The sequence below is a fragment of the Streptococcus sp. HMSC062D07 genome (assembly GCF_001814215.1).
GTDB classification, from domain to species: domain Bacteria; phylum Bacillota; class Bacilli; order Lactobacillales; family Streptococcaceae; genus Streptococcus; species Streptococcus infantis_I.
Genome location: NZ_KV815334.1, coordinates 318,633 through 340,556 on the forward strand (window position 1 = coordinate 318,633; position 21,924 = coordinate 340,556).

Sequence of the window (21,924 nt, forward strand, 5' to 3'; positions counted from 1 at the left end):
CAATGTAACTCTTAGACTGTTTTTTATAACCAAAGGGAGATGCTATGAGTAGAAATAAAGCTCTTTCAGTTTATTTACTTGGGACTTTTAGTCAATTATTATTAGTTTGTTTAGTTGTATTTTTCTGCAATCATTATGGGTTTCATTCTGTTCTAGTAAATATTTTCGGAGTAATGATTGGTGGAATCTCTACAGCCTTATGGGGTAGCATTGCTGCTATTTGCTATTATGAGATTGATTTAAAGAAAATAATAAAAGATTTTTTTAACATTCAGACCAGTTACAAACATTATTTATTAGCATTTTTTCTTATTATTCTTGATTTCTCTTTTCTATTTTTTTGGGGGAAAATCGTACAATTTATCTGGTATCTTCCTTTTCTGATGTTTTTCAAGTTTATTGTATTTGGCGGTTTGGAGGAAATTGGTTGGAGATATGTATTTCAGCCACTTTTACAAGAAAAGTTCCACTATTTTCAAGCGACAATTTTAACATTTATCATATGGTCAATTTGGCATTTATTGTTCTTTTATATAGATGGTTCTCTAGCCATCCTTCAAATAGTACCTTTCTTATTTGGGTTGCTGACAAATTCGTTTATTCTTTCAGCTCTTTATTTTAAAACAAAAAATCTCTGGATTTGTGTGATGACACATTCAATGATTAATGTATTTTCTCAATTGACTACGAGTGACGACCATTACGGAATGTATCTAATCAGAATTATTGTTATTGTTGCATCGTGTTATCTAGTAATGTCTAGCAAAGTTAAGTATAAAACTTATTAAATAGTATTTAGAATAATTTTGAACATTTAATAGAGAGTTAAAAATCCAAATCACTTTGTTGATTTGGATTTTATTGATTTTAGAGAAAATTATAAGTTTATGTAAAAGTTATTTAAACATTGATAGAAAAACTAAAAGTTAATGTACATTTGAACAATTTCTAGTTTTCACTTAAATAAAGTACATAATTAAGAATAATTAGCTCTAGAAAAATTTTTTAAAACTAAAAGTTTATGTACAATTGACTTAACAAGTGCTAAACCATTGATACAACTGAATTTGAAGCATAAAGTACATTCTTTAAAGAGTGTACTTTATTTTGTACATTATTCTGGGGTGATATTTTGTATGTTTTCTAGTTCATAACATCATCTGATTTAAGGAATTGATTTGTACATTTTTACTCTAATAGGTGCAGAAGAAGTAGTGGTTCAATTGTACATTTTTTGCTACTCATTTAAGGTCTTATTGATAGTAAGATATAGATTTTTTACTCGTGGTGCTAGTTAATCTCAAAGTATCTCAGATTATAAGTCAGTACAATTTGCTCCATTCTCAACTACAATCCTGTTAAGCCTCTAGTTAGTGTTTGTTCGACATCAAAAAAAGCACAAAGTTCTGAAAATCGAGTTTCAATAGTCCGTCTCATAGCCATTAGTTTCCAATGATTATGTTGTTTAGCTCTTGCCATATTTTTGACATAAAGGCATCCAAAGATGGTAACCTTTCTGTTTCAACTGTTCTCTGAGTTCATAGCTAAGATAAGCTAAATCAGCTAAAACATAGGGTTGAGAACAATTTTCTAGTAAGTCATCAACTGCCTTGACCGTCGATTAAACCGACTTCTTTCAAGGAGACACCCACAAGGATTCTTGTTTAGAAGCACCGAATCAATCAAGAAGGATCACCCAGAGGTTCCAGCATTTGAAGAATATGACGAGCTACTTGAAGCAATCAAAAAATCCCTATAAAGGGATTTTTTTATACCTATAATACCTTGTGCAAAATAGTCGTATATATCAAAATCAGAGTCACGTTACCTACTATTAGGCCGAAAGTCGCAAGTATTGTCTTTGATGTACCCGGCCTAAAATCTGCACTAATCAAATAAGGCCAAAAACATGCCATTGGAAAAATGGCTATTAGTATACATACATAGATGGGAAAGCTTGTCCAAAGAAAGCGTGTTGTCTCTAACCAGCGTCCCCATGAAGGTATCATTATTTTGCTTATAGTGAAAAGTATGCATATAAGATGGACAACAAGAAGATAAATGGCATACTTTGTCTTGTTTAGCGTTTTTTTCTTTTTCATTTTATCTAAGTATCCTTGCTAATTTTCCAATCGCTCAGCTGCAATCTTGGAACTAAAATTAAAATTAACTATATCATTATTCGAATCAAGGTCTAAATTCATAAAATAATGATTCCAAAAGAATTCATTGTTACCTGCTCCCCACTGCACGCCATAATGACCCAAATATTCATCTCTTGGCTCGTTTGGAGTCAGCCATATTTTTTTCCCAAATACTTTCGTGAACTCGTTTTCGTCAAGCTTCTTTAGCAAATCTATACCATCTATATTATATGAAATTCCATGTTTTTTGGCAACAGCTGTGCACTCAGAATCGAAGCAAACCTGCGTAACTACACAGTCCTTCAGCTCCGTACTCTTCCTCTTATCTCCGTAAACACCTATACATCCGAGAACTACATTCTTCTTTACAAGAAGATAGGTGGATCGCGTAACTGCTGAGTCATAGGACTTAAAGCCGTTTGGTACGCTAACCCCAGCTCCTTGGTATTTAGTATAGCTTCCCGTTGTCAAAAGCTCGTTATAATTAGGATAATCATGTCTACCATTTGACACATAAATTTCAAACTCCTTGTCTATCAAATCCGAAATCTTAGTCTCTGTAAGATGAATTTCAGTTCCGTCAATTTTAAGTGGAGGTGCGTTATCAGGTAGACCTATAATTATATATACAAACATCAAAAACACGAATACCATAAGCACTGCAACGATACCTATCCAAGATTTCCCGGTCCTCCTTCGTGCATTGAAAAGCGACATTATAGAAGGCGTGATTATAGCAGCACCAATTGGCGCCGCCCCATGACGGAACATGCTCATGACCTTAAAGGCAATTACAGCGCTAATTAGTATTAAAATTATGTGCACTGCATACTCTCCTGCGCTTAGCTTACTCGTCCTAGTCTGATTATTTGCTGGGGCATCGTACACTGGAACACCGTTCTCAAAGGTGTTCTTCATTCTAAAACGCAGCCAAAACAATATTCCAATAAACACAAATGCCAAGAACACTAGCATTCCGATAAAAACTAATTTTTCCATCTGTAACCTTTTCTCTGACCTAATTATCGTCCATCAAAATTCATATCTAGTCTACCACATTTTGAAATTGTTTTACAATATTTACATAATTGTGCACGAATCTAAAATGTATACAAGCTTTTCAGAGTATTTATTCTTTACACCTCTTTTTCGCTATGTTAAACTTGTAGTAAGTTTAATACTTGTTTTATTCTAAATGTGCGCATCATTTTAACGCAAAAAACAAATTTAATTTCGTTGTTTCTGTAGTTAACTTTTTTATCGAAGTAATTCAGGAGTCCTATATTCAATATGAAGTTAGGAGACCTTATGGGAAATCCAAAATAGAAAGTAAAAGTCTGATTTAAATTAAGTAAGAGATTAGCTAACTAGTTTAAGTCAAATATAACACGGCCATGATGCATGAGTCGTGTTTTTGTATGAATGTACAATTGAAAAACTTTTAGTTTTCACTTAAATAAAGTACATAATTGAGTATAATTGGCTTAAAAAAATTTTTGGTTATAAAAATTTTTTGGTTAAAAACTAAAAGTTTATGTACAATTGACCAAACAAGACCTAAACCATTGATACAACTAAATTAGAAGCATAAAGTACATTCTTTAAAAAGTGTACTTTATTTTTATTTTGTACATTATTTTGGAATGGTATTTTGTATGTTTGCTAGTGCATAATATCAGCTAATCGAAGAAATTGATTTGTACATTTTTTTACTCTAGTAACGGTAGAAGAAGTGGTGGTTCAATTGTACATTTTATTTAAAATATTTATAGTTATAAGATTAGTATTTGAAGCATAAATAAAGTAGATACAGTGGTATAATAGTGTCAAAAGACTTTCAGGAGAAATGACATGAGATCGCACACAGTTATTCTAGGTGCTGGTGCTACTATTGCAGCAATTCCAGATGGTGATAAAAACGGCAAAAGTTCTTCAGTTATGAATGGATTGCTAAAAAAACTAAATTTAGAAGAAATTCTTGCTGGTGTTGAATTACAGACAAAGAGCGAAAATTTAGAAGATATCTATTCAGAATTATTTGAGAGAGAAGAGTGCTCCGAAATAGTTAAAAAACTAGAAGAAAGACTCTATGATTATTTTGCTTCGTTGGAGTTACCTGATGAACCAACAATTTATGATCTTTTAATATTAAGTTTAACTAATAAAGATTGCATAGCTACGTTTAATTGGGACCCTTTACTTATACAAGCTTATGTTCGCTGTTCAAAAATTACTCTGAACCTGCCACAAATTCTTTGTTTACATGGGAATGTAGCTGTCGGTTTTTGTGAAGAACATACTGAGTTTGGAACAGTAGATTACTATTGCCCAACATGTTATAAAAAATTAAATCCAACAAAATTATTGTATCCCGTAAAAAACAAAGACTATTCTTCCGATGGATACATAAATTGGTGTTGGAAAGCATTAGATTACTTTGTCGATCATTCATATATGTTAACTATTTTTGGATACAGTGCTCCTAAGAGCGATGTAGATGCTGTTAATTTAATGAAAAAAGCATGGGGAAATATTGAAGACCGACCACTTGAAGAAGTTTCCGTAATAGATATTATAGACGAAGAGACTATGCTAAATACATGGAAAGACTTTATTCATAGCCATCATTATAGGTATTCAAATTCATTTTTTGATTCTTACTTAGCAAAATTTCCAAGAAGAACTTGTGAAACCGTATTTGCAACATTTTCATTAAATGTTCCTTCTGATGGTAGTAGAGGATTTAAAGAGAATTTTAATTGGGACATGATAAAAGAGTTTTTATCTGATATGTTAGTTGAAGAACAGGAAAATAAAGGAAAATCAAATTTAAAATCGAGATATTTAGTTTGGGGTGAAGATGTTAACAAATAATCCAATTAATCATAGTGTACTTAAATTGTCAATGGATTTCGATAATGCTTTTAAACATAAAAATATAGAGGAAATCTATAGACTAATAGAATTTGGAAAAAATATGGAAAACACTATTGATGATATTTCCAAAATTCAATTATTTTATTCTATTGGGACAGCATACGCTGATATATTTGAACTAAGTGATAACTTAGTTTTCAACATAGATACCGATTTTACAGTTCAACAAATTTATTACTTAAGAAAAGCTATAGAAATTTCAAATAACGTTGATATAAATTCTGAGAACAGTAGGTTTGTTTTCCCATTATTATGTTCACTTTACACTAATTACGCAAATTTATTAGATGCTTGTGGTAGAAAGCAGTTAGCTATTAAGATGTATTGTAAATGTATACAAATCAATCCAAGATTCACAATGGCTAGTGGTAACTTGGCTATTTGTCTAGATCATTATCGTAATTTTTTGAATGATAACGAACACCTCCACTTTATTAAAAAAATTAAAAATTTAATAGAAACAAGCATAACTGTTTCAGATCCAAACAGAGTTGATTATGCAGAAAAGCGATTTATTGAACTTTACGAACAATATCTTAATTATAAAGACTTAGATGAATGCTCTTGTAAAACCATCGATTATAATCCTAATTCACAAAAGTATCGCGAATGGTGTTGGAATAACGGGCTGTATCTTAATCCACTTAATGACTTACAAGCTGACGATATAAATAGATATGATGATAATCTTTTACTACCAAGTTTATTATTTCAATCGGATAAAGATTTAAACAAATATATTTCTATGTTTAATCAAATTAAGCAAGAATATGTTTATGCGCGTTATCTCTGTTTTAATAGCATTGAAATTGATTCGGTTCATTATGCTGATGAGAATGTTTATCTTATTGATTGTCTAGACTATGTACAATACTCTATCCGAGTTGAAGGATTAAAAGCATCTTTTAAAACACTATATTCATTATTAGATAAAGTAGCTATGTTTATAAATGAATATTATTCTTTAAAAATTAAAACTCGACAAGTAAATTTCCATTCAATTTGGAGATCAAATAGTGATTTAAATAAAATGTTGGATAAGAATATTGGTCTGTCATCTATATTTTGGATAGAGAAAGATTTTGATAATGGTGATAATTCTTTAACAGCTAATCCAAACTCAAAGCGATTGAAAATTATTAGAAATTATTTAGAGCACAGATTTACTAATATAACATTGAATATTTTTAATGGAAGTGAAGATAATGAAGATAATAATGAAACCAGACTGTATCTAACTGAATTTGAACTTCAAGAGTTTGCATTAGATTTATTAAATCTTGTAAGAGAAGTTATTTTTTCACTCAAAAATGCCATTCAAATAAGTGAAAATGAAAAACAATCTACTATAAGCAGTGAAGTTGCTTTAATTCCGATAAATTATGAAGAAGTAGATTCGGAAGATAAATTATAGCATTGAACATACAATTTATAGTCGTTATAAAAAGCAATAGCCTAAATTCATTTAACTAATCGACTTAACTAGATCTAAACCATTGATAAAACTGAATTAGAAGGATAAAGTACACTCATTAAGCAGTGTACTTTATTTTTGTTTTGTACATTATTTGTTGATTGCTTAATCAATACTACATCTCTATCAGGCAATTCAGACTTCATTTAGTCCTCTAAAACCCACGTTGAGGCGGTATCACTGCTTGTAAAAGATTAGAAACCTTTGAACGAAAGGGAGAATGAAAAGAGTGAAGGTAGCTTCTCTAATCGAATAGAGGGTAAGAATCAGAGTAATAGTTCAAGTATGGCTTCTGGATACTATAGTCTGACATGCTATCAATCTATTTCAGAAACTGGACAAATTGTAGTAACTTTCCTTGAAGGAACTGAAGTAGATTTATAAGAGACTGTGACCGGGAAGTTCCAGTCATTTTTTGGGTTTTAATGATATAATGAGATTATAAACGTGGATATTGTTTTAATTTTCTGGAGGAAGTGTAATGTTGAATTTAGTAAAAGGTCACCAAGTTAGCTTGGTAGAAAACCTGTTTGAATCATTTACAAAGTTAACTGAACATCATTTGATGGCGAATGTACACGCAGAAAAAATATTAGAGATTTTTCAACACTTTATTGTGATTCATGACGAGCCCTTGTTTTTTATTTTGGAATTGCCTGTCAGTATTGATAGAGAAAAAGTGATAGCAAAGAATATTATTAAGGAATCCCATAAGGATGTTTATTATATTGATGGTTGTTCAAGAGAGGAATGTCTAGCACTGTTGATTAGATACGGTGATTTGCTTGTTAATGATGGACTAAGTAAGTTTGGATTTGGTGGGCATAAAAGTCATGATGAGATCATGCTTGATAGCTATAATGTTGTGACAATTTATAGTAAAGAACTATCGAAATTTAATGACTTTTTTGAAGCTCATAATATTCAATTTGTAGAAGAACTAGTGACAGCTTGGAAAACTTTTTCTAAGACCTCACCAGGAATCTCTGAAATCTATGAAAGTAATGGAAAAACTGTTTATGATTTGCCTGAAGAATTAGCTGAATGGGGAATATATTTAGCTGAAACTCGAACAGAATAGGCATAACTATAGATTAGAAAGAGAATACTTCAATTCCTCTAATACCCAAAAATTAACTTTAGTAGAAAAGCTAGACGTAAGCACACGTTGATGTGTGAGTATTGCTCGTGAATGATAAAAGATAGGGTATAATTCATTACACTGTTTTTGGATAAATATTGTTAGACTGTAACTTTTATGTTGCAGTTTTTCAATTTATACATGGTATAATTAAAATAATAAAATAAAGAGGATTTTTTATGAGTAAAGAACTAGTATTTCAAAGTGTAGAATCACTACAACAAGTTGTAAACGTAATTAATGAGGCCGCGGCAGATTCAGAAGAGTTAATTAAGAAAAGTATTCCTGCAAATATTGCCATATCTTAAAATGTAGAAAGTAAGACATGAAAAAAAATAATCTAATTTTATTAATTAAAAATCAAATGTCAGATAAACAAAAAAATGAAAATGCTTTACATTTAAATACACTTTTACTAAGCTCGATAGAAAATCCTAGTATAGATAATGATTGTTTCATAGAATTATTTAGCTATTATTCCAACATATCCCAAGGAGAAGTAAGTGAACTATTTAATTTACTGCAATCTTTAACCAAAAATGAAATCAATATAATTCATGATTTTTTAGAATATATTTCCAAGTTTATCAAAGACTTAGGACTATGTTGTGAATTTGAAAACTTTCTAACGGAAGTAAAATATATACAAGAAAGAAATTATCTAGAGGAAAAAATTGGGCCTACTTTTCCAGTTTTCAAAGTTGATAAAAATAACATCATAAGTTTTGATGATAGTGACAACTCTTATATATTTTCTATAACGCAACTATCTACTAAAACTTGGATTGAGATAACATACGATGATTTTCTCTCAATACTTGAATCACTAGAGTGGCAAGCCTATACTAATAAGGCTTTATTATATTTTACTCCTTGCTGTTTAAAATATATTTTTTCTAATTTATCTAAATTTTATTTATATGGTTACGTTGTTGACTTTTTATATATTGCCCTAAGAAATGAAAGTACGATATTTAACACTACTCAAATCAACTTAATTATGGATTTTTTAAAATTAATCCAAAATTTTAACCAGGAAATTAGTGTCGAAACACAAAAAAAAATAACAAGTACTATTCAACTTTATTTATAACATCCCGACCGTGAAACGGGGCTGCAGTGTAACTTCTATAGGTACTACGAGCCTGAGACGGGGCGGTTTGTGAATCAGGATCCGATTGGGGTGTTTGGTGGAGAGAATCTGTATCAGTTTGCATCGAATATCACGGAGTAGATTGATCCTCTTGGGCTTAAAAAGAAAGCCTCTTCTCTAAACCCTAAATTTGTATCTACTAAATCAACAGGTAGAATTAATCCTCGGAATGCTCTTGAAAGAAAAATTATGGTTCAAGTCAAAAAGCGATCTGAAAAAGGAAATGTGATAATTAGGGCGGACCAAATTGGCGATCGATGTTATACAGGGAAAAGTTGGAATAAAACAGAAGAAAAAATAGATGGGGTTACTATTCACTATATGGCAAAATTTGATAAAGCTGGAAAAATGACATATGTTACTGATTATAAATTTAAAAAGAGGTTTTTATGAATAAATTCATTTACAAAAATGCTTCTGATATTACCAGTCACTGGGAATTATGCAATCAAAATAAATATCCTTTTATTACAGTTAATAATATTGATAGGAATTTTAATGAAATATTTTTTGATATAACTAATATAAGCAATAAATTAGAAGAAGTTTCTAACTCCATAAGAGAAATATCCTCTTGTTATAATAAATTTTTTTTAATCCCTGACTATATAACAGAACGATATGAATCACAATATTATTACTTTGAATTTCCTGTTATAAATACTCACTCTGAACTTATTGCAAATCAGCTTTTTGATTATTTACTTGACAACATAAGCTAGAGCCTATTCTTGTAGCATATCACAAGGCCGTCTGAAAGAAGAAACCAAGGTAACGGATAGCGCATACCAGCCTTTCCGCCTACAAAACCAGTATGCCGACCGTGAGACGGGGCTGCATTACAATCTGATGCGTTATTACGAGCCAGAGGCCGGACGGTTTGTGAATCAGGACCCGATTGGGTTGTTAGGTGGAGAGAATCTGTATCAGTTTGCTCCGAATGCGCAGGAATGGCTTGATGTTTGGGGAATGTGCCCGACCAACAAAAAAAACCAAATAAACCTAAACCGCTGTTAAAGAATTTATTCAAACGTTGGAAAAGAGGCGAGCGTATTGATTAACCATTACCTAACGGTGATATGCCATCTTGGGATGTTATTAGGTCAAGATACTGGAAAAATAGGTATTTAGCCTCGAAAAGTACAGGAGAATTTTCTCCTGCAAATATGAGTAGAATAAAAAGAGGATGTGCTCCTTTAAATGCAAATGGAAATCCCATGGAGTTGCATCATCATGTGCCACAACGCTTATGTCGTGCAGATAGGCATAGTCCTTTTAATTTGAGAAAAGTAACTATAGAACGACATGCAGCGCTTGACCCTTATAGGAATCTAGGAGATTAGCTATGAAAGCAATAGAAATTTTAAAGAATTTTGTGGAAGAAAAATTATCAACTGAAGAATTGGAAATGGCGTTGTCTTCCAATCAAGAATTAATTTCCCTGTTGGAAAGTACTAAAGCCAAACCTTATATGAATAGTAATTCCACTTATGAATATTTAATTAGTCAGGATTTGACATCTCTTGATTCAAAGTTGAATTTGATGGATATTTTCAGGGAAATTTTAGATTACAAGCATATCCCGTACTCTTCGAATTCAACGACAGAAAAAAAATTCGATTTAATTTTGGAGGCTATTCCTAACTGGATACCTGCTGATATGGGTTATTTAAATTTCTTGTATGATAAGTACAAACCTAAGACAGCGACCACTTTAAAAAAGATTATTAAGGAACATTTCATTTGTATGGATAAATATCCCAAATGGTTACAGGAGCCTGATTGGCCTATCGTCGACAATATTCCTGCAATGTTTCTAGGGCAGTTAGATATAACAAAGTTGAAGCATGATACTACTTATCTATACATTTTTTGGGATAAAAAATTAGACAGATACATAGAAATAATACAGTCTCTATAAATGGGAAAACCGTAGCAGGCTGTAGCCTGCATGAAACTTCTAGCAAGCCTTAGCTTGTACAAAACCTCCAGTCCTGACGTAGGGGGTATGCACGCACGCGGTTTTTCAATTTTCAGACGACCTCTACCAAATTGCCACCCCCGACAGCGGCGAACGGCTGCTGTTTGCCAAAGTCGATTCTGGCAAACAGCGATTTAACCGCCATTTATGGACGTGAAGGCAAAAAACTAGCGGTTTCGCCTACCGCAACCATATCATGGTCGATTACAGGCACAAGCGCGACGGCGTGTACGAAATTTACAAGAAAGGTTAAAAAAACGTTTGAGTAATTCCATATCTGTTGGAGGATATTCATCTACTAACTCACCAAAACGATTAGATTAGGAGGATTTTATGAAAAAATTACTAGTATGGGGATATGCCCTACAAAGCATGGATAAAGCGGGAAAAATGGGGTTACCACGTGTAGGCAGTGGTGTTCTAGGTATATCAGAGAAGTTTAACCCTAAAAAAACGCATCCTGATTTTGACTTTCCATGGAGTTGGTTCGTAAAGGGACAAGAAATTCCTCCAATGCCTGAAAAGGTTTATGTCTGCTTAAAGAAAGCAAGAGGTGTTACTTTTGATTTTCTTCCATATAATGATTTCTTAATCATGTCAGCGCGTTTTTTGGAATTTATTAAAAAATACGGGTTTGATCATGATTTTGGAATGAGTAAAGCAATTATTGTCAATACAAAAGGAGAGTTATTGACGAACGAAGTCTATTATTTAGTAAGAATAGTTGATTGGGAAATTCAGGATGAAATTGTTTACCCAGATTTAGCATTAGATGAAGATAATTTTTCACTGGAGGCATTTACTAATTCAGATAAGGATATTTTATTGTCTACCAATTATAATTATTCAGGAGCATTCATGGTGTCAGAAAATTTAAAAGAAAAAATATTGGAAAACTTTTCTTTGCCTTTTCTTTATTCTTTGGAAGACTGGAAGGAATTAAATAATTCAGACTTTTTTTAGGATTAATATAAATCAAAAAAGTGTTGGATGAACTTTTTTCCATCCCAACATCTACTCACTCTCTCGTGGGAGAGGGCAAAACGACTGCCTCAACCAACTGACCGCCCACATCGACGGACTCGGTGCCAAAACCGCCTACGAACTCGCAGTGGACGGACTACCGCTCAAACGCACCCACTTCGTCTGGGACGGAACGCGATTACTTCAGGAGTATACCTACAAAGGCAGCTACACCTATATCTACACCGACCAAGACAGCTACGAACCGCTGGATCAAGTCTTTCACAACAACCAAGACGAAGCACACTACCTTAGCTATTTCCACAACGACCAAATCGACATACCGAGGGAGATGACCGACATTCATGGCAATCTGGTTTGGCTTGAGCTGCATTTTGATCCGGATCTATTGAATAGAATTACAAGAGTCATGGGGGCAATGTCTGAAGGTGTCAGAAAGGAGCTAGAAAGATGGGAATTTTGCGTAGAGTAATTACTTCTTTAAAAAGATAGGAGTTGAATCAATGGAGCCTAAAGAATTAACATCTGAAATTTTACTGGAAAGTGTTTTAGAATGTACAAATTTTGTAGTAAATGAGATACCAAATTTATACAGTGCAGTAATGGAAAGATTAAAAAAAGACGATGAATTATTTTTCATGAATTTTGTTGAAGATGAGAATGAGCAGAATGATTATTATGGATATGTTTATAATAAAACGAATAGAAAAATATACGAATATGCGTTCCATGATGACAAATTAGTGAAAAATAGGAAGTTGTCTCTTATTGAAAAGAAAATTGGAGAGTTAACAACGAAAGATATTCTTGAATTATCTATAATAAATTTACTGTAATCTCTAAATATAGCTATGTTTGCTCTTGTACTTTTATGTAAGTGAGCAGAAGCAAGTCCTAGTTTGTATGAAACTCCTATTCCTGACGTAGATTTGTGTGTAGAACAGGTACGTGGTTTCTGTTGTTCAGACGACCTTTGCTAAGTTGCGTTTAACCGCCGCTACGCTTACATCATAGAGGATATAACCAAACAATTATGGAAATAGTAGATAATATTGATAAAAATTCTAAATGTGATAGAGAAAGGCTAGAAAAATTCAATTATTACAATCCAAAATTCATAAGGCACTTAAGTCAGGAAGTATGTCTTTATATAAACTGACAACAAAACAAGATTGGATTAATTATTTAACATAATAAGGAGTAGCATTATGAATATAATGTTAGAATTTATAAAAAATAATCTATTAGAAGTATCAGGTAATTTTCAAAACAGCCGATGGAAAATTATTCAAGATATTTCAGTAGCACAAAGATATGCAAATCAGCAGTATGATTTAGAGACTGTTTGGGCGGATTCGCGTGAATCGAACTCACTAATTTTAAAGCTATCTACAGATGAAGATGACAATTTTTGGGATGAATATGCTGTTCCTGCAATTGAAAAAAAATTAAATTCCTTGAACTTAGAGGAGGGATTAAAAGATAGTTTATTTAGTGATATAGATGCCGATTTATTTAATTGTTATTTAAATAACAAATATAAGAAAAATCATCCTTTTTGGAATATGATAGAAGATGCTTATTTTAAAGGATTTTGGCCTTGTGGATGGGAAGGTAAATATCCTGAGGGGAAGCTTGTCGTTTTTAAATTAAACTATGCTTAAATAAAAAACATCCTTCAGCAAGAAGACCTGGAGGTTATATAACCTATGACGTGGATTCCCATGGCAGATTGAGCCCCAAGCAAATTAAACAAGCACTAAGTCAAAGTTACAAGTATTTCAAAGAACAAGGAGCACTTTAAAATGAATAAACATGAATTAGAAGCCTTATATACTCTAAATGATCCTGCTACTAGCCAAGCTATAAAAATGTTACCTCCAGAGTGGCATAGTTTATATCCTTCATATCTTCAATTTTTAGAACTAAGCAATGGATTATTTGGAGATGAGATAACCCTTTTGGAGGCCGAGGATATCCAACAAAGGAATATTGACTATGAAGTAAAAGAATATTTGCCGAATTTTCTTATGATTGGAGATAATGGTGGAGGGGTTGCCATTCTGATGGATAATAAAAATCAAAATATTTTTGCTGTCGGCATGGGAGTAATGAGTGAAGACTCCTTAGAAAAAATATCATCTTCTTTAGAAGACTTTCTATTAGTAAAAAAAGGATTGTTTAATTATTTAGAAAACTAGTTCTAGCTCGCGCACCCCAAAAACACAGGTTGGGTACAACCAAGTAATCCGTATCCAGTATGAAACTTCTTCAGGTATTACGAGCCTGATGCGGATCTGTTTGTGAATCAGGATCCTATTGGGTTGTTGGGTGGGGAGAATTTGTATTGGTTTGCACCTAATACAACGAAATGGAATGATCCATTAGGACTAATGAACAAATGTGATAATTGTTCAAAAACTGGAGTAGACATAAACCTTGTGCAAAGGAAACCAGTAACATTAGTTGCTTGTCAAACAGGAAAAGGGGACAATTCATTTGCTCAAAAATTGGCTAATGAATTAAAAGCACCTAAACGTGGTGCAACAGAAAATGTTAGTGCAGTTACAGGAGAGGTTTTAAATGGAGGTAAATATATTACATTTAAGCCATAAAATCCTTAAATTTATTTTTTTAAAGTATTTTTCTAACGTCTTATAATAACTCATACAGTAAGGATAGAGACATGAAATCTAATGCCAACATTTCAATAAATGACAGTATGTATATTTCTAAAACTGATCTGGAAAAGTTAAAAATTGATGCTTCCTCTGGCAATAGTCAAGCAGCATCAAAATTAGCTAATTATTTTGCTTTTTATGAATTTAACAATGATAAATTTATATTTTGGTTAATTCGATCAGCCGAATTAGGTAATACTCAAGCACAATATGATTTGGCCTATATATTCTTTGATCATTACCAAGACAGTAAAGACAAAAACAAATTAAACGAAGCGGAAAAATGGGCTCTACTTGCTCAAAAAAATGGGATGTCTATTACTAACCTACTCACTGATATACATCGAGAGATTGATATTGCTCAAGGAGGATTAAGAAACTAAAGCTCTAAGAAAACAATTAAGAAAAGAAACCAAGAAATTTCTTAGAAAATTGAAAAAAGCAGGTAAGAAATGCCCTTAAATTTTTAGGAGAATTTAAATGAAAAAAAATGGATACGTTAATTTTAACTTTTTAGATAGTAAACCCAATATAAATAGTATATTAGTTGGACTAGATTTAGACTACTCAAATAAAGTGATAGCGCCAGATGGTCATGAGTTAGCATTGGTTGCTTTTATACCAATTGAAAATCTACTAACTATTGCACCTCAATTTAAAACAGATTTTCAGAATATGGAATATAAAGATAAAGCAATTTACGTTTTTTCTTATTATGATAAAGAAGATTATTTTCTTGACTACATTACTGAAATTGACGATGCTATTCAAGGATACACGAAAGTTATCATCGGAGATAAACATCAGTTCAAGTTTAACATAGATAATTTTTATCCAATTAATCCTATTGAGAATTCAGATGAAATGAGTTTTTTAGGAGGACAACCTGAATATTTACAACAAGAGAGTGATGATTTTCTAGAAAAATATATTTTCATAGGTCAAATCTTAGGAATGGATCTACCTGAAAAAGTAAATGAAATTTTTTATCTAACTGAGAACATAGGATATATTTTTATAGATCGAGATCTATCTGGTGGATTATTCTTCGTACAGACGACTTAAACAAAACTAAAAAGGATTGAAAATTATGAATAAAAGTATTACAACAGTATTAAATAGTTTTCTGATGGAAATGTATAAATGGGAAGACAATGCTAATAAGCATATTGATGCAGGCACAGATATTCCTGATGAGATATTGAAACAAACACTAAAGGAAATATACGATAAATACCTAACAGATAAACCAAGAAAAATGGGAAAGTTAGAATGTATGACTGTTAACTACCCTCCAACATTCAATCCAAATAACGAGAGAATCATAGAAATTGAAGAAAAAGGTAACTCTATAACTGTAAAAAGTGATGTGCTTTACGCTGGAATGGAAGTACAAAGACTTTATAAATTCAAAAAACAGACAGGTCTCTGGAAATTAGATAATGTAAAAGAATTTGATAGTTATGATGGGAAATGGCATTCTATACATATCTAAATTAAAGTAATTAACAAATTGCAGCCATCATGAATCCTCCAATCCTGACGTAGAGCATGTGCAGTACGCGCGCACACGGGTTCTGCTTTTCAGATAGCCTCTACGATGCCAAAAGACAGAAAGCAATAGTTAAAGGAAAAGTATTATGAAAATATTTAATTGGGAAAAAAACAAGACTTTATATAGATATCTTAAGAATGGTGATTTATTTTGTTTTAAAATAGCCGATAAATTATTCGGTTACGGTAGAATAATCGCTAAAAATAAACTTGGTGCCACTGTAGGAATTTTTGATTTGTTTACTTCAAGCCCAGTTGAGTCATTTGATTATAAAAATGCTGGAAATTACCCAATCCTATTCAAAACCGTTTTAGACTGTCATACCTTATTTGAATCAAAGCTAGAGTCAGACTGGCGGATAATTGCTCAAGATCCCAATTACCAAGATCCAACCCCAAGTGAAATTACTTCCATTAATCCCGCTATGGGATTGGCTCACAATGCAGACTTTTCCATCAAGCAAGAAATAGATGAAGAGGACGCTAGGCAAAAAATACTCAAGAGCATTGAGTTGCTTGAAACACCTAATAGCCATTATCATATTTTAAGTTTTCTTATTCGTCGTAAACCAGAAATTTTTAATTTACCTATTGAATCATTTTCAGAATTTGGAGATTTTATTTCGGATGAGTTTCAAAAAATTCACCACCGGAATTTAAAAGCGTGAAAAGCAAGCCGTAGTCTGCACAAAACCTTCATTCCCAACGTAGCAAGCCGTAGCCAATATGAAACCTCCAATCCCGACGTAAAGTGTGTGCGGTACGCACGAACCCTTGGCACAGGTCCACAACCGGACCAACGAAGAAGGCGAAAGCGGCCAACAAACCCACTACTTCCACTGCGAGCAAATCGGCATTCCGCGCGAGAGGACCGACATCTATGGTAATCTCCTGAGGTACGGCGAATACACCGCCTGGAAAAATCACTATTAATGTAAAAGTTATCTAAGATAATGGAGGTAAATATGCCCTTCCTAAAAATTCCCTATAGAGATTATCCTAAAGAAGGATTGTTCAAAAAACTTTATCGAGAAAACATCTATAAAATAGAGGAATTTAAAGATGAATTTAAGTATTACGAATATACCCCAATAGAGAAAATTATTATTGATGAACATAATTTAGTACCATTCATCTTTTTTTCACCCGAAGGAATAAATTATTTAATGCCTAAAATTATTGATAGCATCAGCAATGGCATTGGAAATGATGATATTCCAGTAAATATAGAAGAATTTATTATAAATATACCTACCGCAGAAAACATCACTCATGCTTTAAATCTCTTAAAAAAAGATGAGCTTATAATTCTTAAAAAGTATTTAGAAAAAATACTATTTGGGGGCTTATCAAATTTGATACAGCAAATAGGTGAACATTATTTATTCAGAAGTATTGAATATCTCGAAAAGTTAATAAATAATTCCTAAATCTACTTATTATTTTGTTAATCGGAATACATAAGCCAAGGTTTCTAGAAAAGTAGGCGTAGGTTGGTTAAAGATCTAACAATCTTGCAAGGTCGTCTGAAATACATTTTCAGGCAACCTGAAACAGAAGGAACAAACCCTCTTGGACAACAACTTGCTAATGAATTAAATACTACAGTTAAAGCACCAAATGAATTTCTTTGGTTATCAAGTAACGGGAAATCAACACCTTTAATATCATGTAAACAACATCCAGAAAGAAATAAGAAAATGACTAACTTCATATCAACGGGTAGTACTTATTGGATTTCAGATGAAGAAATTCATATTCTCGAAGAAAACGCCACTAATGGAGATAAAAACTCGGCATTCAAATTATATCAGTATCATATGTTTGTATCTTTAGATCAGGATTTAGAATTTAAATGGCTAGAGATCGCGGCAGAAAATGGACATCTAATTGCCCAATCCAATTTAGCTGATTTATTTTTTACACAAGGAAATAAAGAAAACGCCATATTTTGGGCTAAAAAGGCACATAGAAATGGTGCCAAACTACCAGAAGTAGCCTCGCAGTCAAACCAAAATGAAACCACATGAATAATATTGCTCAATTTAAAGTGAAACCAGGAACAACTATTATTGAAGAAAAAGCTACATCTCAAGGTTTGGGGTTGCCTGGTGGACAAACACAAAAATATATTAATGACTTAGAAAGGTTAATAAGACAATGAATCAGGAGCAATTTATAAAAAAGATTAATATGGTTTTAGTCGAAATTGATAAAATGATTAATAATTGTGATGAATATAGTTATACAAATAAACAGCAGTTGATTTCTATAAAAAATGAACTATATGACATGATTAACTATCTAAAATCAGAAAGTATTTTTCAACAAAAAAAAGGAAAAGAATTTTTATTGTCTCGGATAGTAATTGATTCTTGGCCATTTAATAATGAGGTTGGTAAACTCCTTGTAGAATTAGAAGAAGATTTCAATTCTTTGACAAGAAAAAATATAAAAATGTCTAAGTTAAAAATTTTGAATGAAACTCCTTTAGATTTTCAAGAAAATTTTTTGTTTGACAAATGGGAAGTCAGTTACCTTGATTTGATGGAAGTTAATCAAGGTTCTCCCTTAGTTGGAAGTTTGTCCATTAACGGTCAAGTTATTATTCAAGAACAGGGTTTTGGAGGGCCTTTGTTGTATTTCAATAGAAAAATATATATTCCAGTTTTCATTAGACGATTTTTGGTTGTTGGATTTAGGCTTGCAATATTAAATTTAGATGATTTATCAATTGAGTATATTGGTGGTATCGAAGACTTGGTTTATCTGAAAGAGATAAAAGGTAATAGAATTTATTTCTATACAGATATATATAAAAGCACAGAAAAGAATTTAACTTTATATGAACAAATATAACTCAAGGCTATGCTGTAAACAGCATAACCAAAGGACTTCCATATTAATTAAAAAAATAGTAAATTAAGTATAACAAAGCTCAAACAGATAGATACATGAGTAAGCAATTAACTAGAATTGGTGGTAAGGTTTTTGGAAAATACGGATCACGTAGTAAATGTGAATAGAAACTGATTGATAACAAAAATTTATAAAAGGAAAATTAAAATGAGTATTTTAAGTAATTATATAATTCAAGATTTAATCCAGAATGTATCTAAAGGAGTTACAGAGACATTTAAATTTGTATCAGAAAGATATAATTCTAATGAAGTTTTTGCTTATACATTATATATTGATGACTATTGTTCATATCTGGGGTGGGCTGCTAACACTATTTCTCATTACAAAGAATTAAAGAAGAATCTGCCAGTTGAAGAACATTCTTTTGTAAAATGGTATTATTCAGAATTTGAAATAGGCACAGGTGAAGTCCCCGAAGAAATTGATAAAATATTTAACCAAAATATTCAAGAAATTTTAGATAATATTCAAAAATTATTAGATGAAGATTTTGAAGTTGTTCAAGCAAATGTATATGATGCTATTATCGAAGGATTTAAATTAGCATTAACTGAGATGGATAAAAATAAGATAAAAAATATAATATTTTATGTTTCTCTTGCAGATAGTGATAATGCTGAAATTATGGAAAATTATTCTGCTGAGCAATTGAATTCATATGAAAAGTTCATTACGTTCAAAAACAGATTTCAAAGCAAGCCATAGCCTGCATGAAACCTCCAATCTCGATGTAAAGTGTGCGCGGTACGCACAGGTACACAACCGGATCAACGAAGAAGACGAAAGACGAAAGACGCCAACAAACCCACTACTTTCACTGCGACCAAATCGGCATCCTAAGAGAGATAACCGATAAGGACGGCAACCTCTTGTGGTTAGGCGAATACACCGCATGGAAAAATCACTATAAATGTAAAAGTTATCTAACATATTAGTAATCAAAAAGGTAAAGGTGTGAGAAATGACAGTGTCAGACATGATTTTTGAAATTGCCGTAGAGAATATTGGAAATATAGATTCAGAAAAGAGTTAAGACGTAGAGACCTAAAAGCAGGTAAGTCTTATTAGTTTGATAAGGAGTATTTATGTTATACAAATCTGTTTTAGAGCAGTTAATTGCTTTCTTTCAAAAAAATCCAGTCGCTCAAGGAAAGCCAACAACTGATGATGAGGTCCTCAATGTAGAGAAATCACTTAATGTTAAGTTAGATGAGGATTTTAAAGAATTTACAATGAGATTTGGTGGGTGTGTCGTTAGGGATGCTCAAATATATGGAATACATAATTCCGAATTTCTTGGGGAAGATACAATTATTGATTTAAACAAAGAATTTTCCGATTATCTTAAAGATGGAAAAAGTAATTTAATAATTGGCACTGATGGCTGGGGAAATCCTATTTATATTTCCCCATCTAAAACGGTAATGATTTACAATCAAGACACTGATGAATTGCTAACTCTAGCAGCTAATTTTTCAGATTATTTAGAGAAAATTCTTAAAAAACAAATTTAGTAAACTATTTAAACTCAAACCATTTCAGACGTTCTCGATACCTCTTTGAAGTAGTCTGAAAACCAGTATGCCGACCTCGAGACGGGCTGCATTACAACTTCTTCAGGTATTATAAGCCTGATGCGGGGCGGTTTGTAAACCAGGAGCCTATTGGATTGATGGGTGGAGAGAATCTTTATTGGTTTGCGCCTAATGGGTAAGATTGGCTAGATCCTCTAGGTTTGAATAAATGCTGTAAAAATAGCAAAGTTAAAACAGAACCAAACACAGCATTTTTTTGGTCAGGTAGAACAGATGGTATTGGTGGAGAACATATTGCTGCCGATATTGCCAAATCTAATGGAGGAACAACATCAGAAATGTTAATTGAAGCTAGAAAAATTATCATGCCTACGTGGGGTCAAAATAACCAAGCAAGCATTAAAGCATGGGAAGATATTTCATCAGAGTATGCAACATGCGCTTCTGGTACTGTAACAGGCGTTATTGGCAAAGATATGCGACCAGGAAATATATGGGAAAATAGAGAATTACCCGCTTTGAAGAACAATCCTAATATAGATCCTAAAACAAAGATTTCAACTGTTATATTTCAAAGGTAATTACTATGGATGATTTCGTAATTGAAAAAATTTCAAGAGGTATGTTAATTGTTTCTTTAAATGGACATGAAATTTCATTTGAAGGAGAAATGTTCTTTCCAAATAATGAGTTTCACTTTTCCCTATATGCGAAAACAGCAAAATTTACTAAGACCAACCAAATTTTAAGCAAGGAAGAGTTAGATAATATTTTAGAACATTTAAAAAAAGAATTTATTTTAAAAAATAGAGTATTAGACATAATTTTCTAAATTTAATTATCAACTGTAAAGTAGCCCAAGCAAGCCGTAGACCACATGAAACTTCCAATCCCGACGTAAGGTGTGCGGTATGCACACACACGGGTTCTACCTTTCAGACGAAGCGTAGCCTACATGGGTAGCAAGCGTAGCCTGCATGCCGTAGGGTGTGTGAATCAGAATCCGATTGGGTTGATAGGTGGGGCGAATCTGTATGCGTTTGCGCCTAATACAAATAAGTGGCTTGATGTCCTAGGTTTAAATAAAAATCTGCCCACACCATATTGGCCTCCCAATAGAGGCGCTTTAGGTGAAGTGAGGAGCATTACACTTCCAGTTGGCACCCTTGTTGATAGGTATGGTTATCAAGGAGGAACTTTTGTGTCTCCAGTAGGAACACCATACCCTATGAGAGCCTTCCTCCTAGTTCTAATCAAAAGCCTTATACCATATATAGGGTGCTGAAACCAATTAATAATGTAGCTGCATGTAAAGTTATGCCGTGGTTCGGAGAGATTGAATTAGGGACACAGTATGAATTGCCAAAATCTGTTAAAGCATATATAGAAGCTGGGCATCTAAAAGAGGTAAAATAGGA

At 32.4% G+C, this 21,924-nt stretch carries 30 protein-coding genes and 4 pseudogenes; 31 read left to right on the forward strand and 3 right to left on the reverse strand.

Annotated elements, in window-relative coordinates; genetic code table 11:
* Positions 1-44 precede the first annotated feature (44 nt).
* Positions 45-788 carry a CPBP family intramembrane glutamic endopeptidase gene (locus HMPREF2957_RS08370; RefSeq protein ID WP_070678929.1) on the forward strand — a complete coding sequence of 248 codons (744 nt, stop codon included), beginning with the start codon at positions 45-47 and terminating at the stop codon, positions 786-788.
* A gap of 559 nt (positions 789-1,347) precedes the next feature.
* On the opposite strand, the pseudogene HMPREF2957_RS08970 reads toward HMPREF2957_RS08370, so the two are convergent.
* A pseudogene (locus HMPREF2957_RS08970) lies at positions 1,348-1,615 on the reverse strand (transposase); the annotation flags it as partial.
* Between the two features lie 505 nt (positions 1,616-2,120).
* The gene (locus tag HMPREF2957_RS08380) at positions 2,121-3,143 is read right to left on the reverse strand and encodes a hypothetical protein (protein WP_004252970.1); all 1,023 of its coding nucleotides are present in this window, start codon (positions 3,141-3,143) and stop codon (positions 2,121-2,123) included.
* A gap of 852 nt (positions 3,144-3,995) precedes the next feature.
* Between HMPREF2957_RS08380 and HMPREF2957_RS08385 the strand changes: the two genes are divergently transcribed.
* The 11 genes and pseudogenes from HMPREF2957_RS08385 (at position 3,996) to HMPREF2957_RS08425 (ending at position 11,793) form a co-directional block, all read left to right on the forward strand.
* Complete coding sequence (locus HMPREF2957_RS08385) at positions 3,996-5,018, forward strand: hypothetical protein (protein WP_036757376.1); 1,023 nt, start codon at positions 3,996-3,998, stop codon at positions 5,016-5,018.
* Entirely contained in the window at positions 5,005-6,495 is a 1,491-nt protein-coding gene (locus HMPREF2957_RS08390; protein ID WP_009664121.1) for an LA2681 family HEPN domain-containing protein, read from the forward strand. The genes HMPREF2957_RS08385 and HMPREF2957_RS08390 overlap by 14 nt, the downstream gene beginning before the upstream one ends.
* A gap of 541 nt (positions 6,496-7,036) precedes the next feature.
* Positions 7,037-7,636: a hypothetical protein gene (locus HMPREF2957_RS08395; RefSeq protein ID WP_070678933.1), complete on the forward strand. Its 600-nt coding sequence runs from the start codon at positions 7,037-7,039 to the stop codon at positions 7,634-7,636.
* A gap of 239 nt (positions 7,637-7,875) precedes the next feature.
* Positions 7,876-8,004 (forward strand): hypothetical protein, encoded by a 129-nt coding sequence (locus tag HMPREF2957_RS09435; protein WP_261674151.1) that lies wholly within the window; start codon positions 7,876-7,878, stop codon positions 8,002-8,004.
* 17 nt (positions 8,005-8,021) lie between these two features.
* Complete coding sequence (locus tag HMPREF2957_RS08400; protein ID WP_070678935.1) at positions 8,022-8,789, forward strand: hypothetical protein; 768 nt, start codon at positions 8,022-8,024, stop codon at positions 8,787-8,789.
* A gap of 18 nt (positions 8,790-8,807) precedes the next feature.
* Positions 8,808-8,930: pseudogene (locus tag HMPREF2957_RS08980) on the forward strand (RHS repeat-associated core domain-containing protein); the annotation flags it as partial.
* Between the two features lie 108 nt (positions 8,931-9,038).
* Complete coding sequence (locus HMPREF2957_RS08405) at positions 9,039-9,242, forward strand: hypothetical protein (RefSeq protein ID WP_049512706.1); 204 nt, start codon at positions 9,039-9,041, stop codon at positions 9,240-9,242.
* Positions 9,239-9,571, forward strand: coding sequence for a hypothetical protein (locus HMPREF2957_RS08410; RefSeq protein WP_049512709.1), 333 nt, complete (start codon positions 9,239-9,241; stop codon positions 9,569-9,571). Before HMPREF2957_RS08405 ends, HMPREF2957_RS08410 begins: the two co-directional genes overlap by 4 nt.
* Before the next feature lie 31 nt (positions 9,572-9,602).
* On the forward strand, positions 9,603-9,866 hold the full coding sequence (locus tag HMPREF2957_RS08985; protein WP_261674158.1) for an RHS repeat-associated core domain-containing protein: 264 nt from the start codon (positions 9,603-9,605) through the stop codon (positions 9,864-9,866).
* A 328-nt stretch (positions 9,867-10,194) separates the two neighbouring features.
* Positions 10,195-10,770: a hypothetical protein gene (locus HMPREF2957_RS08420; RefSeq protein ID WP_049512711.1), complete on the forward strand. Its 576-nt coding sequence runs from the start codon at positions 10,195-10,197 to the stop codon at positions 10,768-10,770.
* 393 nt (positions 10,771-11,163) lie between these two features.
* Positions 11,164-11,793: an Imm43 family immunity protein gene (locus tag HMPREF2957_RS08425; RefSeq protein WP_070678940.1), complete on the forward strand. Its 630-nt coding sequence runs from the start codon at positions 11,164-11,166 to the stop codon at positions 11,791-11,793.
* Between the two features lie 199 nt (positions 11,794-11,992).
* Here HMPREF2957_RS08425 and HMPREF2957_RS09290 read toward each other — a convergent pair whose 3' ends face one another.
* Positions 11,993-12,187 carry a hypothetical protein gene (locus HMPREF2957_RS09290; protein WP_049512624.1) on the reverse strand — a complete coding sequence of 65 codons (195 nt, stop codon included), beginning with the start codon at positions 12,185-12,187 and terminating at the stop codon, positions 11,993-11,995.
* Between the two features lie 130 nt (positions 12,188-12,317).
* Between HMPREF2957_RS09290 and HMPREF2957_RS08435 the strand changes: the two genes are divergently transcribed.
* The 19 genes and pseudogenes from HMPREF2957_RS08435 (at position 12,318) to HMPREF2957_RS09525 (ending at position 21,922) form a co-directional block, all read left to right on the forward strand.
* Positions 12,318-12,650, forward strand: coding sequence for a hypothetical protein (locus tag HMPREF2957_RS08435; protein WP_049512626.1), 333 nt, complete (start codon positions 12,318-12,320; stop codon positions 12,648-12,650).
* 372 nt (positions 12,651-13,022) lie between these two features.
* A complete protein-coding gene (locus HMPREF2957_RS08440; protein ID WP_049512627.1) occupies positions 13,023-13,478 on the forward strand; it encodes a hypothetical protein in 456 nt (151 codons plus the stop codon).
* A gap of 141 nt (positions 13,479-13,619) precedes the next feature.
* Positions 13,620-14,015: an SMI1/KNR4 family protein gene (locus tag HMPREF2957_RS08445; RefSeq protein ID WP_049512628.1), complete on the forward strand. Its 396-nt coding sequence runs from the start codon at positions 13,620-13,622 to the stop codon at positions 14,013-14,015.
* An 81-nt stretch (positions 14,016-14,096) separates the two neighbouring features.
* Positions 14,097-14,429, forward strand: a pseudogene (locus HMPREF2957_RS09440) (hypothetical protein); the annotation flags it as partial.
* A gap of 71 nt (positions 14,430-14,500) precedes the next feature.
* Positions 14,501-14,878 carry an SEL1-like repeat protein gene (locus tag HMPREF2957_RS08455; protein ID WP_070678945.1) on the forward strand — a complete coding sequence of 126 codons (378 nt, stop codon included), beginning with the start codon at positions 14,501-14,503 and terminating at the stop codon, positions 14,876-14,878.
* 97 nt (positions 14,879-14,975) lie between these two features.
* On the forward strand, positions 14,976-15,560 hold the full coding sequence (locus HMPREF2957_RS08460) for a hypothetical protein (RefSeq protein WP_070678947.1): 585 nt from the start codon (positions 14,976-14,978) through the stop codon (positions 15,558-15,560).
* Between the two features lie 25 nt (positions 15,561-15,585).
* Positions 15,586-15,990 (forward strand): NTF2 fold immunity protein, encoded by a 405-nt coding sequence (locus tag HMPREF2957_RS08465; RefSeq protein ID WP_070678949.1) that lies wholly within the window; start codon positions 15,586-15,588, stop codon positions 15,988-15,990.
* A 145-nt stretch (positions 15,991-16,135) separates the two neighbouring features.
* Complete coding sequence (locus HMPREF2957_RS08470; protein WP_070678951.1) at positions 16,136-16,717, forward strand: Imm26 family immunity protein; 582 nt, start codon at positions 16,136-16,138, stop codon at positions 16,715-16,717.
* 297 nt (positions 16,718-17,014) lie between these two features.
* The gene (locus tag HMPREF2957_RS08475) at positions 17,015-17,479 is read left to right on the forward strand and encodes a hypothetical protein (RefSeq protein ID WP_261674152.1); all 465 of its coding nucleotides are present in this window, start codon (positions 17,015-17,017) and stop codon (positions 17,477-17,479) included.
* A gap of 63 nt (positions 17,480-17,542) precedes the next feature.
* Positions 17,543-18,079: an SEL1-like repeat protein gene (locus tag HMPREF2957_RS09445; protein WP_261674153.1), complete on the forward strand. Its 537-nt coding sequence runs from the start codon at positions 17,543-17,545 to the stop codon at positions 18,077-18,079.
* On the forward strand, positions 18,076-18,213 hold the full coding sequence (locus HMPREF2957_RS09295; RefSeq protein WP_186822915.1) for a hypothetical protein: 138 nt from the start codon (positions 18,076-18,078) through the stop codon (positions 18,211-18,213). The genes HMPREF2957_RS09445 and HMPREF2957_RS09295 overlap by 4 nt, the downstream gene beginning before the upstream one ends.
* Positions 18,210-18,908: a hypothetical protein gene (locus HMPREF2957_RS09325; protein ID WP_222563412.1), complete on the forward strand. Its 699-nt coding sequence runs from the start codon at positions 18,210-18,212 to the stop codon at positions 18,906-18,908. Before HMPREF2957_RS09295 ends, HMPREF2957_RS09325 begins: the two co-directional genes overlap by 4 nt.
* 207 nt (positions 18,909-19,115) lie before the next feature.
* Positions 19,116-19,676 (forward strand): DUF4303 domain-containing protein, encoded by a 561-nt coding sequence (locus HMPREF2957_RS08490; protein ID WP_070678954.1) that lies wholly within the window; start codon positions 19,116-19,118, stop codon positions 19,674-19,676.
* A 32-nt stretch (positions 19,677-19,708) separates the two neighbouring features.
* Positions 19,709-19,906 carry an RHS domain-containing protein gene (locus HMPREF2957_RS09015; RefSeq protein WP_074324743.1) on the forward strand — a complete coding sequence of 66 codons (198 nt, stop codon included), beginning with the start codon at positions 19,709-19,711 and terminating at the stop codon, positions 19,904-19,906.
* A gap of 150 nt (positions 19,907-20,056) precedes the next feature.
* Complete coding sequence (locus HMPREF2957_RS08495; protein ID WP_070678955.1) at positions 20,057-20,485, forward strand: SMI1/KNR4 family protein; 429 nt, start codon at positions 20,057-20,059, stop codon at positions 20,483-20,485.
* Between the two features lie 86 nt (positions 20,486-20,571).
* The gene (locus tag HMPREF2957_RS09300) at positions 20,572-20,685 is read left to right on the forward strand and encodes an RHS repeat-associated core domain-containing protein (protein ID WP_222563414.1); all 114 of its coding nucleotides are present in this window, start codon (positions 20,572-20,574) and stop codon (positions 20,683-20,685) included.
* A gap of 21 nt (positions 20,686-20,706) precedes the next feature.
* Positions 20,707-21,087: a hypothetical protein gene (locus HMPREF2957_RS09255; protein WP_186822916.1), complete on the forward strand. Its 381-nt coding sequence runs from the start codon at positions 20,707-20,709 to the stop codon at positions 21,085-21,087.
* Positions 21,088-21,092: 5 nt separating this feature from the next.
* Positions 21,093-21,338, forward strand: coding sequence for a hypothetical protein (locus HMPREF2957_RS08505; RefSeq protein WP_004694811.1), 246 nt, complete (start codon positions 21,093-21,095; stop codon positions 21,336-21,338).
* A gap of 123 nt (positions 21,339-21,461) precedes the next feature.
* Positions 21,462-21,922, forward strand: a pseudogene (locus HMPREF2957_RS09525) (glycohydrolase toxin TNT-related protein).
* Positions 21,923-21,924 lie beyond the last annotated feature (2 nt).

Bases quoted from the DNA above. Each gene is read 5' to 3' on its own strand.
- HMPREF2957_RS08445 (WP_049512628.1), top strand. From the start codon at position 13,620: ATGAATAAACATGAATTAGAAGCCTTATATACTCTAAATGATCCTGCT.
- HMPREF2957_RS09435 (WP_261674151.1), top strand. From the start codon at position 7,876: ATGAGTAAAGAACTAGTATTTCAAAGTGTAGAATCACTACAACAAGTT.
- HMPREF2957_RS08385 (WP_036757376.1), top strand. From the start codon at position 3,996: ATGAGATCGCACACAGTTATTCTAGGTGCTGGTGCTACTATTGCAGCA.
- HMPREF2957_RS08440 (WP_049512627.1), top strand. From the start codon at position 13,023: ATGAATATAATGTTAGAATTTATAAAAAATAATCTATTAGAAGTATCA.
- HMPREF2957_RS08390 (WP_009664121.1), top strand. From the start codon at position 5,005: ATGTTAACAAATAATCCAATTAATCATAGTGTACTTAAATTGTCAATG.
- HMPREF2957_RS08410 (WP_049512709.1), top strand. From the start codon at position 9,239: ATGAATAAATTCATTTACAAAAATGCTTCTGATATTACCAGTCACTGG.
- HMPREF2957_RS08505 (WP_004694811.1), top strand. From the start codon at position 21,093: ATGGATGATTTCGTAATTGAAAAAATTTCAAGAGGTATGTTAATTGTT.
- HMPREF2957_RS08395 (WP_070678933.1), top strand. From the start codon at position 7,037: ATGTTGAATTTAGTAAAAGGTCACCAAGTTAGCTTGGTAGAAAACCTG.
- HMPREF2957_RS08490 (WP_070678954.1), top strand. From the start codon at position 19,116: ATGAGTATTTTAAGTAATTATATAATTCAAGATTTAATCCAGAATGTA.
- HMPREF2957_RS08495 (WP_070678955.1), top strand. From the start codon at position 20,057: ATGTTATACAAATCTGTTTTAGAGCAGTTAATTGCTTTCTTTCAAAAA.
- HMPREF2957_RS08380 (WP_004252970.1), bottom strand. From the start codon at position 3,143: ATGGAAAAATTAGTTTTTATCGGAATGCTAGTGTTCTTGGCATTTGTG.
- HMPREF2957_RS09325 (WP_222563412.1), top strand. From the start codon at position 18,210: ATGAATCAGGAGCAATTTATAAAAAAGATTAATATGGTTTTAGTCGAA.
- HMPREF2957_RS08460 (WP_070678947.1), top strand. From the start codon at position 14,976: ATGAAAAAAAATGGATACGTTAATTTTAACTTTTTAGATAGTAAACCC.
- HMPREF2957_RS08475 (WP_261674152.1), top strand. From the start codon at position 17,015: ATGCCCTTCCTAAAAATTCCCTATAGAGATTATCCTAAAGAAGGATTG.
- HMPREF2957_RS08425 (WP_070678940.1), top strand. From the start codon at position 11,164: ATGAAAAAATTACTAGTATGGGGATATGCCCTACAAAGCATGGATAAA.
- HMPREF2957_RS08405 (WP_049512706.1), top strand. From the start codon at position 9,039: ATGGTTCAAGTCAAAAAGCGATCTGAAAAAGGAAATGTGATAATTAGG.
- HMPREF2957_RS08470 (WP_070678951.1), top strand. From the start codon at position 16,136: ATGAAAATATTTAATTGGGAAAAAAACAAGACTTTATATAGATATCTT.
- HMPREF2957_RS08455 (WP_070678945.1), top strand. From the start codon at position 14,501: ATGAAATCTAATGCCAACATTTCAATAAATGACAGTATGTATATTTCT.
- HMPREF2957_RS08465 (WP_070678949.1), top strand. From the start codon at position 15,586: ATGAATAAAAGTATTACAACAGTATTAAATAGTTTTCTGATGGAAATG.
- HMPREF2957_RS09290 (WP_049512624.1), bottom strand. From the start codon at position 12,187: ATGCAGCTCAAGCCAAACCAGATTGCCATGAATGTCGGTCATCTCCCT.
- HMPREF2957_RS08400 (WP_070678935.1), top strand. From the start codon at position 8,022: ATGAAAAAAAATAATCTAATTTTATTAATTAAAAATCAAATGTCAGAT.
- HMPREF2957_RS08420 (WP_049512711.1), top strand. From the start codon at position 10,195: ATGAAAGCAATAGAAATTTTAAAGAATTTTGTGGAAGAAAAATTATCA.
- HMPREF2957_RS08435 (WP_049512626.1), top strand. From the start codon at position 12,318: ATGGAGCCTAAAGAATTAACATCTGAAATTTTACTGGAAAGTGTTTTA.
- HMPREF2957_RS09295 (WP_186822915.1), top strand. From the start codon at position 18,076: ATGAATAATATTGCTCAATTTAAAGTGAAACCAGGAACAACTATTATT.
- HMPREF2957_RS08370 (WP_070678929.1), top strand. From the start codon at position 45: ATGAGTAGAAATAAAGCTCTTTCAGTTTATTTACTTGGGACTTTTAGT.